Here is a 12673-nt window from a genome sequence, read left to right on the forward strand (position 1 = left end):
GCTAGGGAAGCCAGCCGAGGTTGCGGGCCTCGAACACAGCTTCCGATTTGTTGTGCACATCCAGCTTGCCGTAGATATTGCGGATATGGGTTTGGACAGTCGAGGCCGAGACTCCCATTTGCACTCCGACTTCGACATAGGTGAAACCACGAGAGACGAGGTCGAGCACCTCGAACTCGCGCGGCGACAGGCGCTCGGGCGCGACTGTCGCGGTGCCGGCAGCCTTGGCCGCGGACTGCTCCTTGGGCGCACCGCCCGAATGGGCCTGCCAGCGGCGCAGCAGCTTGCGCGCGATCACCGGCGACATCGGCGAGCCGCCGGCGCGCAGGTGGCGGATGTGGGTGGCGAGGTCGGCCTCGGTGCCGTCCTTCAGCAGGTAGCCGCTGGCGCCGGCTTCGAAGGCCTGGACCATGTTGGCTTCGTCGCCGAAGATCGAAAGCACCATCACCGCGCAGGCCGGCTGCATGTTGCGGCACTGGCTGATCACCTGGAGCCCGGGGCGGTCGGGCAGGCCCAGGTCCACGAGCAGCACGTCGACCGGGTTGTCGACCAGCCAGCGCAGGATGTCGCTGGCGTTGGAGGCGCTGTAGGCCAGGCTCAGGGAAGGATCGGCATCGACCACGCGCGAGATGCGCTCGCGCATTCCGGTGTCGTCTTCCACGAGGGCAACCTGTGTTTCCGCGGTCATGCCTGATGCACCGGGCTGTGAAGGCTGCATGCGCTCATGCATGACGTGACGATGAGGCGCATGGGAAAGAAGGCCTTGGTTTGCTGCTGGATGGCGCAAAGGGTAGGGGGCGGCTTGCGCGCTGCCCATCCTATATACGGGGGAGGCGGCCTACCGCTTTCGGTGGCTGCTCGGCGGCTTGGCCGCCGCCTTCGCGAGCCGCGAGGCGACGAGCGCGATGTGATCGACCAGTTCGCGCGGCGATTCGACCTCGAAATCGTACGGCAGGCAGCCGAGCCAGACGGACAGCGCGTCGAGCGAATTGGCGCCGGTGGCGATGCGGGTGGCGCCGTCGCCGGCCTCCTGCGGCGTGCCGCTGACCCAGCCGAGATAAGGCTCGAGCGCGCTGGCGGGCGCGTGCACCAGCACTTGCGCGTGATGCAGGTAGGGCGAGACCTTCAGCGCGTGCTCCATGTAGCTCGCGACGTCGCCGTGGGGCAGTCGGCGCGGCGTGAAGCGCGCGCCGGTGGGCTCCGCATCGACGATGCGGTCGAGACGGAAGGTGCGCCAGTCCTCGCGCGCGATGTCCCAGGCCAGCAGGTACCAGCGCCGTCCCGTCTGCACCACGCGGTGCGGCTGAGCCGTGCGCTCGGTGACGGTGTCGTGATGGTCGCGATAGCCGAAGCGCAGCTCGAGCCGCTCGGTGCAGGCCTCGGCCAGGAAGGAGACGGCCTTCAGGCGCACGGGCGACTTGTCGCTCATCACCGGCACCACCGACGAACGCACGCTGTCGAGCCGGCGGCGAAGGCGCGGCGGCATCAGCTGCTCGAGCTTGGCCAGCGCGCGCATCGAGGCGTTCCCGATGTCGCCCGTGGCGCCAGCCGGGTTGCCCAGGCCGAGCGCGACCGCGATGGCTTCCTCGTCCTCCAGCAGCAGCGGCGGCAGGGCGGTGCCCGCGCCCAGCCGGTAGCCGCCGGCCACGCCCGAGGTGGAGTCGACCGTGTAGCCCAGGCTGCGCAGGCGATCGACGTCGCGGCGCAAGGTGCGCTCGGTGATCTCGAGTCGGCCGGCGAGGTCGGCGCCCGTCCACGAGCGTTGAGCCTGGAACAACGAGAGAAGCCGGATCAGGCGTGCGGAGGCTGAAAGCATGTGCGCATGATGCCTGCAATCGAGGACAGAATCTGTCCGCAATGGGTCGTAACCTTGCTTCCACTTTCAACCCCCGCACAGCGGAGCACAGGACACAGACCATGAAGAAGACATACAGCGGCAGCTGCCATTGCGGCAAGGTTCGCTTCCAGGCCCTGATCGATCTCGCCGAAGGCACCGGCAAGTGCAATTGCTCGATCTGCACCAAGACCCGCGCATGGGGCGCGATCGTGAAGCCGGATGCATTCACGCTGCTGTCGGGGAAGGAGGAGCTGTCGCTGTACCAGTTCAACTCGCACAGCACCGAATGGCTTTTCTGCAGGAGCTGCGGCGTGCGTTCGTTCGGGCGCGGCAACGTACCCGAGATCGGTGGCGCCTACGTGAGCGTGGCGGTGAACTGCCTGGACGACGTGACGCTGGAGGAACTGTCGACGGCACCCGTCCAGTACATGGACGGGCGCAACAACAACTGGTTCGAAGCGCCGGCCGAAACGCGCTACCTCTGAGCGAGGCGGGCCGGCCGGCGAAGGCGCGCGCGGGGTGCGCGCCTGCTGCTGCCCTTACTTGCGGCGGCGGGTTGCCGGAGCGGCGCCGGGCGCCGAGGTCTGCGAGGGAGCGGCGCCGCCGTCCACGCCGAGACGGCCGCCGCCGCCGAGGCCCTGGCCGCGCACCGTCTGCGCCTTGTAGTTGCGCAGCGAGCGGACCATCTGGTTGAAGGCGTCCATGAAGGCGGCCGCGATCACCTTGCCCTGCGGCGTGCGGGTGTAGCCGCCGATGCCGCCGGCGGCGGAGAGGCCGCCCAGGCCGGCGAAGCCCGCGAAGTCGGTCTTGGAGGCGCTGCCTTCGGCGGCCGCGACCTGCACGCCGGAGCGGTTGTCGATCAGGGTCAGAAGCGCGCTGGCTTCCTTGGTCTGCAGGCTTGCGCCGATGCTGGCAATGGCACGGCCGCGGCCGCCGCCCACCAGGCCGCCGAGCGCGCCGCCCAGGCCGCCGGCGTCGCTGTTGCTGAACACGATCTCGGGCGACAGGCCGTAGTCGGAAGCCACCATCTGGCCGCGGCCGAAGTTGCTGCCGCCGCGCATTTCGCCGGATTGCATCAGCGCGCGTTCGCGCGTCATCGCGTTCATGCCGGCTGCGCTGCGCTCGACCACCACGAAGCAGTTCGACTGTTGCACCAGCAGACGCAGCAGGTTGGCGGTGGGAGGCAGCTTGTATTCGCCGGTGAGGATGGTGTACCAGCCCGCGTTCACGTTCTCGATCAGCGAGACCGTGCCCAGGGGCGAATCGCAGCGCTCGAGCTGGCTGCTTTCGCCGGAGGTCGCGGCGCCGGCGGCGCTGCCGGTGGCCACGGTCTTGGCCGACTGGCTGCCCATTTGCATGTCCATGGTCTGGCAGCCCGAAAGGGCCAGCAGGCCGGCGAGTGCGCTTGCGAGAGAGAGTTTAGAAAAAGCCATGTCCCGATCTGTCAAGTGAAAAGAAGGCGGCGCCCGTTGCGGACGTCACTTGTCAAGATCGAAGATGGAATTGCCTTGGCCTGTACGACCTCCCGATTCGACGCGCCGCCGGCGACCGCGCGACGATACGGTCCGAGAATCCGGCACACCAGTGCCGAAAGTCATGTGCATGTTCGCGTGGCCTGGTCGCTCGCTGCCCACCGCGCGGGTGGTGCCTCGACCAGAGTCCGAAACCGGGGACGCGTGGGAAACGGCAACCCATGTCCTCGATCGCCCCTGTCGCTGCCGTCGTGCAGGCGCGCTGCGCCGGGGACGGGTGGATGGAGCGGGGCGATTCTATTACTTTGGAAACTTTTGGAAGCGCGGTGAAACAACAGGCGTGCCCGCGCCGCCGGCCCTCGAGGAGGAACGCCGCGAAGGCTCGATCCCGAAAGTTACAGTCAGGCCTTCACTTCCAGGAGTTTTCAGATGGCAACCAAGAAGAACATCGTTGGAGAAGCGGCCTTGGAACTGACCCGCCAGCAGGTGCAGCAGGCCCTGGCCATCGCCGGTGCTTCGAACTTCAGCGGCGCGGCCGACCCGGCTTTCGTCGGCTCCATCCTGGTGGCCCTGGCGGTCAACACGAACTCCGTGAGCGCGACCATCGACAGCGCCAAGGACCGCACCAGCACCGTGATCAAGCACTGAGCGACGCGCTCGCTCGACATCGGCGCGTGTGTCAGCGCGTGTAGTCAGCGCGTGTAGTCGCCGCTGGCCTCCGGCTGGAAAAGCACCGCCACCACGCGCGCCGAGCCTTCGGTGCCATTGGGCATGCGCCAGCAGGCGGTGGCGCCGGTCTTCGTGCCCAGCAGGCCGATGCCGACGGGCGACAGCACCGACACGAAGCCCGCGCCCGGCTGCGAGTCGCCGGGGTAGCAGAGGGTGATCTGCTGCCGCTGGCCGGTGGCCGGGTCTTCGATCTCGACCTGGGAGTTCATCGTCACGAGATCCGCGGCGATCTCGCGCGAGGGCAGCACGTCCGCTGCATCGAGCAAGTCGGCCAGAGCGGGCGGGAGCTGGTGTTCCGCCAGTTTTCCCAGGCGGACGAAGTCGAGTTCGGTGAGCGTGCGCTCCCCGTGAATGGTTGCGGGCATGAATGAAGCACTCCAGTTGAATGCGGCGCCGTTCTCCATGCACGAATGAATGAATGAATGAGGAAGGGAACGAACGACGTCGCGGCCGCGCGGCGGGTGCCCGGCGGTCAATGGTTCGCGCATCAGAAAGAAGGGTAGCGGACCGCCGGGCTCAGGAAAGTGCGGAGGTGCGTCGGTAGGCCGCCATGGTCGCCGTGGTCGCGACATCGCCGGCACGCGCTGCTTCGAGCGCAGCGTGTTTGCGGGAGTGGAACGAACGGGCCATGCGCGCGAGTGTAGGGATGCACCGCGGGGCCATCAAGCAATGGCCTCACGTGCCTTGCCGGTAAGTGCGATGCGGACCGCACAATCTCCGGATGCGGACCTTTCTTCTCTACGTCGCGACGGCGCTCGCGGAAATCGTCGGCTGCTATCTGCCGTACCTCTGGCTCAAGCAGGATCGCTCCGCATGGCTGCTGCTGCCAGCGGCGATCAGCCTTGCCCTGTTCGCGTGGCTGCTCACGCTGCACGAGACGGCGGCGGGGCGCGTCTATGCCGCCTATGGCGGCGTGTACATCGGCGTGGCCATCGCCTGGCTCTGGGCGGTGGACGGCATCAGGCCGACGGCGTGGGACGTGACGGGTGTTGCGGTGTGCCTCGCAGGCATGGGGCTCATCGCGTTCCAGCCGCGCTAGCCCTGGCGGCCGTTTCCGGCCCGAGTTGTTGCTTGAAGAAGGCCAGCACCTGCGTGTTGAAGTCCGCATGGAAGGCTGCGCGGTCGAACTCCGGACGGTCGCGGCAGATCTGCTGCATTGCCTGCGCCATGGCCGGCGAACAGGGCGCCACGAAGGCGAAGTGCGTCGCGCCCTGCACCATGTGCCACTCCGGCCGGACGGGCAGGTCGCGGCGAAGCGCTTCCACGTAGCGCGGCGCGACGCCATCGCCTCCGAAGGCCGAGGCCCAGAGCTGCATCGGCAGCGTCACGTTCTTCAGGCCGCTGGTGTCGAAAGCAGTGAGCGGATCGACGATGACGGCGGCCTTGATGCGGTCGTCGCGCGCGGGCATCTTCGGCAGTTCGTCGCGGCGGATCTCCTGGCACAGCGGCGTCGTGGAAGCCGGCGGGCAGAGGTCGTCGCGCAGCCGGAAGTCCGGAACAGCACCGACCACGACGAGGCCGGTGTATCCGCCCGCGGAGAAACCGAAAAGCCCGACGCCGTTCGCATCGATGGCCGCGCGCCCCGGCCACGCGCCGAGCATGTAGTCGACCAGCCGCTTCATGTCTGCCGGGCGCGTGGCATATACCGACAGATGGCTCGCGCCGCTCATGTCCTGGAAGTTGTGACCGGGGTGGTTGATGGCGGCGACGATGAAGCCTGCGTCAGCCAGCGCAGCCGCCGTGTCGTGGTGCAGCAGGGACGAGCCGCCCTTGCCGTGCGAGATCACGACCAGCGGCAGCTGCTTGCCGGCGATCGGGCAGTCCCTGGTGCCGTCGATCACCAGCGGATCGAACGAGAGCCTGCCTGCGGGCGCATCGCATGGGGTCCATACGGCGCCGCGCAGCGCCGGGCCGTTGCTGTCGGCGGGCACTTCGATCAGGCCGAAGCCGGCGGCTTGCGCGATGCGCGCGCAGCAGAGGCAGAGCGCGACGATGAGCAGGGCACGTCGCATCGGCAGATTCATGTCGCGTTCGTGCGGCGGATGGGAATCAGCAGATCGGTCCGCAGCTCTGCCTGCGAGACCTGCCGCGGCGAGTTCAGGTAGTGCTCCAGCGTAGGCCGGTCGTCGGGCTCGTAGCCGCTGGCGGGCAGCCATCGGATGTAGAGGGCGCGAACGGCGGCGTTGATCTGCGAGTACGGGCCGGCCAGGCGATGCGCCGCGTAGCAGCCGCCCGGAATGTCGAGCATCTCGACCTCGGCGACGTCCGGCCAGGGGTCGGGGGAATCGAGGGCGGCGTAGTACCTGAAGCCAGGGCCGCCCTCGGGCTCGCCGAAGGAGGCTCCCCATCGGGCCGAGATGCGTGCCGTGCCCGCGTGCTGGCGCAGCCGCCGATGGGTATGAGGAATGGTCGAGAACGGCCCCTGATGCCGCAGCGCGTGCAGCCGCCGCGTGGGGTATTCGACGATGCGCACGGCCGGCGCGGCGATGCCGTCATCGGGTTGCGGCAGCGCATCGACATCGAGGATCGCCCGCACCATCTTCTGCTGGAAGGCACGCGGCGACTGCCCGGTGAACTGGCCGAATGCTCGCGTGAAGGCCTGCGGGCTTTCGTAACCCACGGCCAGCGCGACCTGCGTGATGCTCTGGTCGCCGGCTTCCAGCAACCGGGTGGCGAGCGCCAGCCGCACGCGGCGGACCGTGGCGGCCACCGTTTCGCCGGCCACGCTCGCGTAGACGCGGTGGAAGTGGAAGGGCGAGAAATGCGCGAGCCGCGCGAGGTCTTCGAGCCGGTGTTCGGCCATCGGATCGGCAACGATAGCCGCGACGGCGCGCGCCACGCGGGCGCGGTAGTCCTGCTCGATGCGGCGGCTGCTTTCCATGCGCGCGAGTGTGCGCTTTTCGCGAGAAGAGCACTTAGCCGACTTTGCTGATGTAGGTCAGCTGGTCGCACCAAAGAAAAAGCCCGCTGTCCGGTAAAGACAGCGGGCTCTTCAGAGGCCTTGCGGCTTGATGGTGGCTCCTCGACCTGGGCTCGAACCAGGGACCTACGGATTAACAGTCCGGCGCTCTACCGACTGAGCTATCGAGGAACAAGCCTTAAATTATATGCAATGGTTTTGCCGATTCCGGCCGACCGGCTGCATTTTTTGCACCGATCCCACCACTTGCGATGACTCTCTGCAACAAACGCCGAGCACAGTCGCAAATGAAAAGCCCCGCTACCTTGTGAGTAGCGGGGCTTCCAGTGGCCTTGCGGCTTGATGGTGGCTCCTCGACCTGGGCTCGAACCAGGGACCTACGGATTAACAGTCCGGCGCTCTACCGACTGAGCTATCGAGGAACAAGCCTTAGATTATAGCGTTCTTTTTCGCTGCTTTTCAACTTCGCGTTCAAAGTGCAACGCTCAGCCTTAGGCGCAGCGTGCGCGGCGCGCCGGGGAACAGGTAAACGTGGCTGAACTGGTAGGGCGATTCCTTCCAGTAGCGGCGATCGAAGAGGTTGTCGATCGACAGCGTCCAGCTCGCATTCGCGCCGCGCAGCTTGGTGTCGTAGCGCAGCACCGCATCCACGCGAGTCCACGAGGGCAGCGTGACCGAGCCATCGGGCAGCACGTTGCGGCGGCCTTCGTACGAGAGCTGTCCCGCCACCTCGAGGCCCGGCACCGATGCGAAGCGGTAGGCGGTCTGTGCGCGCAGCACCTGCTTCGGCACGTTCGTGGGCGACTCGCCGTTGAGCGCCGGATTGGCCGTGCTGCCGCGCCGCTTGGCATCGATCAGCGTCAGGCTGCCGCCGATGCGCCACGGCCCCTGGTTCCATTGCGCGCCGGCCTCGAGGCCGCGGTGCACGGCCTTGCCGTCGTTGCGCACCTCGCACAACCCGCTGCACAGGTCGATGTTGGTCATCGGCCGCGAGATGTCGAACCATGCGAGCTGCCAGTTGAAGGCATCGCTGCCGCCCTTGATGCCCAGTTCCCACTGGCGCGAGCGCAGCGCGGGCAGGGCCTGTCCGGCGTTGCTGTACTGCGAGATCTTGTTCGGCACCACCTGCGACTCGACACCGCGCCCCCAGCTCGCATAGGCCATGAGTCCCGGCTGGATGGCATAGCTGGCGGCGATCCACGGCGTGGTCACGTCCTGCTTGTAGCCGGTAGGGTTCGAGCCGTCGTTGCCGATGCTGCTGCGGTCGAGCCGCGTGTGGCGCGCGCCGAGCCATGTGGTGAAGCGGTCGTTCCAGCGGATCGCGTCCTGCACGGAGAACTCGGTCGACTTTTCGTCGCGGTTGGTCTGCGGCGTGGTGGCGTCGGGGGCCGGCGGCACGATGGCCGTGCCCCAGATGTTGCCGGTGCCCGCGTAGTTGTAGGCCTGGTTGTCGAAGCGGTTGCGCACGCGGCTCTGCATCAGCCCGAAGCCGAGCTCGTGCCGCACGCTGCCCGTCGTCACGTTGCCCTTGAGGTTGATGCTGCCCGCGGTCTGCGTACGGCGCTCGTTCTCGCTGCGGAAGTCGTAGACGTCGAAGGTGCCGTCGGAGCAGTAGCGGTCGTAGTTGCCCTCGGCGCCGCAGCCGAAGGCGTAGGCCAGCCGGTCGTCGGTCTTCAGGCGCTGCTGGCCGATCTGCGCGCTCCAGCGCCAGTCGGCGTTCAGTGCCTGGCTGAAGCGCAGCGTGCCCGTCAGCGCCTTGAACACCGAGGGCTGCGACCACGGCTGGTTGTTGAGGTTGATGCGCGGATCGACCGGCGCCGGTAGCACGCTGCCCAGCAGGCTGTAGCCGTTCTGGCTGGGCTGCGTCTTGCGGCTCTGCTCGATCTCGAACTCCAGCACCGAGTCGCGCGTGATGCGCCAGTCGGCCGCGAGCGAGAAGAGATTGCGGTTGCCGTCGAGGTTGTGCGTGAGCGGCTTGAGGTTTTCACTCGCCACGTTGATGCGGTAGCCGAACTGCCGGTTCTCGCCGAAGCGCCCTCCGAGGTCGATGGCGCCGAGCAGGCTGCCGCGGCTCGTGGTCTCGATGCGCACCGCGCGCAGGTCCTGTTCGGTGGGCCGCTTCACGACGTAGTTGACCAGCCCGCCCGGCGCGCTGGTGCCGGCCTGTATGCCGCTGGTGCCGCGCAGGATCTCGACGCGCTCCTTGTTGTCGAGCGGAATCGAGGTCTCCGCGCTGATCGGCAGGCCCTCGCGTCGGTAGTTGAAGCGGTTGTCGAGCACGAAGCCGCGCACCGTGAGGTAGTCCCAGTAGCCGGCGGAGTTGTAGGCGTCGGTCACCGACGAGTCGAACTGCGTGAGGTCGGCGAGCCGGCGCGCGCCGCTGGCCTGCAGCTGCTTGCTGTCGATCACCGTGGCCGAGATCGGCAACTCGCGCAGAGGAACATCGCCGAAGCCGCTGATGTCGGCCTGCGGCGCGGCGGCCGCGTCGTTGACCGTGACCTCGGGCAGCGCTGCCTGCTGCGCATGCGCGCCGCACGCGGCAGTGAAGAGCACGACGGCCAGTGCGCGCGAGACGGGAGAAAGCGGCCAGCTGGAAGGAGAAAGGGAGAGCTCGGACTTGTTCATTCTGTTCAGTTGCCGGCGGCGTCGATGGCCGCCATCCATTGCGCGGCCGTGGCCTCGGGGTCTTCGGCCGCGACCAGCGCGCGCACCACGGCGATGGAGCCGACTCCGGTGGCCAGCACCTCGGGCAGCCGCACGGCATCGATGCCGCCGATGCCGACCTGCGGATAGCCGCGCAGCAGGCGCGCATAAGCGCCGAGCCGGGCCACGCCCTGCGGCGCGGTCGCCATCTTCTTGAGCGTGGTCGGGTACACCGCGCCCATCGCGATGTAGCTCGGGCTCACCTTGTCGGCACGCACCATCTCGGCATAGCCGTGGGTGCTGACGCCCAGGCGCAGGCCGGAGCCGCGCAGCCGCGCCAGGTCTTCGGGCAAGAGCTCATCGAGGTCTTCCTGCCCGAGGTGGATGCCATAGGCACCGGCCGCGATGGCCACCTGCCAGTGATCGTTGATGAAGAGCAGCGCGCCGGTGCCTTGCACCGCCTCGACGGCCGCCTGCACCTCGCGCTCGACGGCTGCCGTGTCCGCGGACTTGAACCGCAGTTGCACCGTCGGCACGCCGGCGCGCGCCATGCGGCCCACCCATTGCGCGTCGGGCAGCACGGCGTAGAGGCCCAGCCGTTCGGGGCAGGGCGGAAACGCGTCGTCGCGAGCGGTGGGCGGGAAGGGGCGCATGCCGAAGTCCTCGGGCGCATCGGGCCACAGCGTGGCGTCGAAGCCGCTCAGGCGCTGGGTCTGCGCGCGCCAGGCATGGGCCAGGCATTCGGCGTCGATCTCGATGAAGCCCAGCGCCGAGCAGGCCCGCTTGGCACCGCGGTACACCGGATCGTCGGAAGAGAAGTTCGGCGCGCTCGGCGGCGCGGACGTGATGGCGCCGAAGCGCAACCCGTGCGTCGCGACGATGGCCTGCGCGATGGCGCCTGCGTCGAGTGCGGTGCTCATGATTCGTGATGCCAGAAAGGCGTGCCGAGCACGGGCGTGCTGGGCTGCGCTGCCTCTTGCGCGGCCATGGCGCCTGCGCGGTGCGCGCTGCGGCCGGCCTGTACCGCATCGGCAAAGGCGCCGGCCATCGCGACCGGGTCCTGCGCCAGCGCGACGGCGGTGTTCAGAAGCACGCCGTCGTATCCCCACTCCATCACCTGGCATGCATGCGAGGGCAGTCCCAGGCCCGCGTCCACCAGCATCGGCACCTTGAGCCGGTCGCGCAGCACCTGCAGCGCATAAGGGTTGACCGGGCCGCGGCCGGTGCCGATGGGCGCGGCCCACGGCATCACCGCCTGGCAGCCGACGTCGACCAGCCGCTGGCACAGCACGAGGTCTTCGGTGCAGTAGGGCAGCACCTTGAAGCCCTCGCGGATCAGCTGCGACGCCGCATCGACCAGGTTCAGCGTGTCGGGCTGCAGCGTGTAGTCGTCGCCGATCAGCTCGAGCTTGATCCACGGCGTGTCGAACAGCTCGCGTGCCATTTGCGCGGTGGCGACCACCTCCTGCACGCTGTGGCAGCCGGCGGTGTTGGGCAGCACCGGCACCGCGAGCTTGCGCAGCAGTTCCCAGAAGCCGTTGCCGAGATCGCTGTTGCCCGAGCCCTGGCTGGCCGTCTGCCGGCGCAGCGAGGCGGTCAGCATCGCGGGCTTCGCGCGCTTCACGGCGGCCTCGAGCAGGTCGGGCGAAGGGTAGCGTGCCGTGCCCAGCAGCAGCCGGCTCTGGAAGGTTTCGCCGTAGAGCACCAGCGGGTCGTTCGTGGTCGTCATGCTTGTCGTCTCCATCATTCAGCCGCCCGTCACGGGGCGGATCACTTCGATGCGGTCGTCGGGCTGCAGCTCGCGCGAGGCGTAGGCCGAGCGCGGCACGAACTCGCGGTTCACCGCCACCGCGAAGGGCGGCGTGGCATCCAGCGCGGCCAGGGCGTCCGTGAGCGTGGCGTGGTCGGGCAGCGCGAAGGGCTTGTCGTTGATCAGGATGTTCATCGTCATGTGGGGGCAGCCTCCAGGCCGAAGCTTTCCGCTAGCGACGAGTGGCCTTGCGCCAGCAGTTCCATCGCGGCGTCGAGCATGGCGGGCGCGATCATGAAGCCGTGGCGGTACAGGCCGTTGATCTGCAGCACGCGCGGATGCGGCCGGCGGATGGCAGGGAGGTTGTCGGGCAGCGTGGGCCGGCATTGCGTCGCGATCTCGACGATGCGCGCCTCGGCGAAGCCGCTGTGCACGGCATACGCGGCGCTCAGCAGTTCGAGCGTGGAGCGCACGCTGGCCGGCGACATGTCGTCCGACTCGATCTCGGTCGCGCCGATCACGAACAGGTTGCCGGGCTTGGGTGCGATGTAGAGTGGGTAGCGCGGGTGCACCAGGCGGGTGGGGCGCTGCAGCGTGACTTCGGGCGCATGCACGCGGATCACCTCGCCGCGCACGCCTCGCAGCGCGTTCCACTGAGGCCTTGCGCCGAGACCGCGGCAATCGATCACCCAGTCGGGGTGTCCGGCCGTGCCGGGGGAGAAGTCGGATGGCGCCCGTGCCGATTGCCAATGCAGCGTGACGCGGGCATCCGCCTGCAGCGTGGCGAGCAGTGACGCGAGCAGTGCGCGGTTGTCGAGCTGCCCTTCGCCGGGAAGGAACAGGCCCTGCGCGAAGCGCTGGCCGAGCGAGGGCTCCAGCGCGGCAATCGCACGGGCGTCGATCGGTTGCATCGGTGCCAGCTCGGGCACCTGTGCACCGGTGTTCGCGAGCACGCGCGCAAGCCGCGTGGCTTCGGCGGCGTCCTGCCGGTGCCACAGCACCAACGTGCCTTCGCGCTGGAAGAACACCGGCTGCGCCAGCGATGCCAGCAGCTCGGGCCAGCGCGACAAGGCATGCTGCCCCATGCGCACCACCGACACCGGCGCCACGGCCGATTCGGCCAGCGGCGCGAGCATCGCGGCGGCCACGCGCGCGGCGGCGCCTTCGGCCTCCGGACTGCCGGCCTCGAACACGTCGACCTTGCATCCGGCCTGCGCGAGCGTCAGCGCCATCAGCCGGCCCATGAGGCCCGCGCCGAGGATCGCGACGGAATCGAAAGGCAGGCTCATGCCGGGGCTCCTTCGCGTCGCCGATAATTTTCG

At 68.4% G+C, this 12673-nt stretch carries 14 protein-coding genes and 2 tRNA genes; 3 read left to right on the forward strand and 13 right to left on the reverse strand.

Annotation, left to right across the window (positions count from 1 at the left end):
* Nucleotide 1: 1 nt before the first annotated feature.
* Together ABL840_RS16455 and ABL840_RS16460 are read right to left on the reverse strand one after the other, a co-directional pair.
* Nucleotides 2-688, reverse strand: a complete 687-nt coding sequence (locus ABL840_RS16455; RefSeq protein ID WP_093302632.1) for a response regulator transcription factor — start codon at nt 686-688, stop codon at nt 2-4.
* Between the two features lie 150 nt (nt 689-838).
* Nucleotides 839-1816: a helix-turn-helix transcriptional regulator gene (locus ABL840_RS16460; RefSeq protein WP_093302634.1), complete on the reverse strand. Its 978-nt coding sequence runs from the start codon at nt 1814-1816 to the stop codon at nt 839-841.
* A 101-nt stretch (nt 1817-1917) separates the two neighbouring features.
* On the opposite strand from ABL840_RS16460, the gene ABL840_RS16465 reads away from it, so the two are divergent.
* On the forward strand, nt 1918-2322 hold the full coding sequence (locus tag ABL840_RS16465; protein WP_093302636.1) for a GFA family protein: 405 nt from the start codon (nt 1918-1920) through the stop codon (nt 2320-2322).
* A gap of 54 nt (nt 2323-2376) precedes the next feature.
* On the opposite strand, the gene ABL840_RS16470 is transcribed toward ABL840_RS16465, so the two are convergent.
* Complete coding sequence (locus tag ABL840_RS16470) at nt 2377-3270, reverse strand: CsgG/HfaB family protein (RefSeq protein WP_093195475.1); 894 nt, start codon at nt 3268-3270, stop codon at nt 2377-2379.
* A gap of 468 nt (nt 3271-3738) precedes the next feature.
* Here ABL840_RS16470 and ABL840_RS16475 point away from each other — a divergent pair, with 468 nt between their 5' ends.
* Nucleotides 3739-3957 carry a hypothetical protein gene (locus tag ABL840_RS16475; protein ID WP_093195474.1) on the forward strand — a complete coding sequence of 73 codons (219 nt, stop codon included), beginning with the start codon at nt 3739-3741 and terminating at the stop codon, nt 3955-3957.
* A gap of 44 nt (nt 3958-4001) precedes the next feature.
* On the opposite strand, the gene ABL840_RS16480 is transcribed toward ABL840_RS16475, so the two are convergent.
* Complete coding sequence (locus tag ABL840_RS16480) at nt 4002-4403, reverse strand: GreA/GreB family elongation factor (RefSeq protein WP_093302639.1); 402 nt, start codon at nt 4401-4403, stop codon at nt 4002-4004.
* A 356-nt stretch (nt 4404-4759) separates the two neighbouring features.
* On the opposite strand from ABL840_RS16480, the gene ABL840_RS16485 reads away from it, so the two are divergent.
* Entirely contained in the window at nt 4760-5077 is a 318-nt protein-coding gene (locus tag ABL840_RS16485; RefSeq protein ID WP_093195472.1) for a YnfA family protein, read from the forward strand.
* Here the strand turns inward: ABL840_RS16485 and ABL840_RS16490 are convergent.
* The 9 genes from ABL840_RS16490 to ABL840_RS16530 form a co-directional block, all read right to left on the reverse strand.
* Entirely contained in the window at nt 5055-6062 is a 1008-nt protein-coding gene (locus ABL840_RS16490; RefSeq protein WP_143042938.1) for an alpha/beta hydrolase family protein, read from the reverse strand. The genes ABL840_RS16485 and ABL840_RS16490 overlap by 23 nt on opposite strands.
* A complete protein-coding gene (locus tag ABL840_RS16495; RefSeq protein WP_093195471.1) occupies nt 6059-6919 on the reverse strand; it encodes an AraC family transcriptional regulator in 861 nt (286 codons plus the stop codon). Before ABL840_RS16495 ends, ABL840_RS16490 begins: the two co-directional genes overlap by 4 nt.
* Nucleotides 6920-7053: 134 nt before the next feature.
* Nucleotides 7054-7129, reverse strand: a tRNA-Asn gene (locus ABL840_RS16500).
* A 175-nt stretch (nt 7130-7304) separates the two neighbouring features.
* Nucleotides 7305-7380, reverse strand: a tRNA-Asn gene (locus tag ABL840_RS16505).
* A 49-nt stretch (nt 7381-7429) separates the two neighbouring features.
* On the reverse strand, nt 7430-9583 hold the full coding sequence (locus tag ABL840_RS16510; RefSeq protein WP_093302642.1) for a TonB-dependent siderophore receptor: 2154 nt from the start codon (nt 9581-9583) through the stop codon (nt 7430-7432).
* A 5-nt stretch (nt 9584-9588) separates the two neighbouring features.
* Nucleotides 9589-10521 (reverse strand): thiamine phosphate synthase, encoded by a 933-nt coding sequence (gene thiE, locus ABL840_RS16515; protein ID WP_093302644.1) that lies wholly within the window; start codon nt 10519-10521, stop codon nt 9589-9591.
* Entirely contained in the window at nt 10518-11330 is an 813-nt protein-coding gene (locus ABL840_RS16520) for a thiazole synthase (protein WP_093302647.1), read from the reverse strand. The genes thiE and ABL840_RS16520 overlap by 4 nt, the downstream gene beginning before the upstream one ends.
* Before the next feature lie 18 nt (nt 11331-11348).
* Nucleotides 11349-11552: a sulfur carrier protein ThiS gene (gene thiS, locus ABL840_RS16525; protein WP_093195467.1), complete on the reverse strand. Its 204-nt coding sequence runs from the start codon at nt 11550-11552 to the stop codon at nt 11349-11351.
* Entirely contained in the window at nt 11549-12640 is a 1092-nt protein-coding gene (locus ABL840_RS16530) for an FAD-dependent oxidoreductase (RefSeq protein WP_093302649.1), read from the reverse strand. Before ABL840_RS16530 ends, thiS begins: the two co-directional genes overlap by 4 nt.
* Between the last annotated feature and the right edge of the window lie 33 nt (nt 12641-12673).

Origin of the sequence: Variovorax sp. NFACC27, from assembly GCF_048301545.1 — a bacterium.
Classification (GTDB): Bacteria; Pseudomonadota; Gammaproteobacteria; order Burkholderiales; family Burkholderiaceae_C; genus Variovorax; species Variovorax gossypii.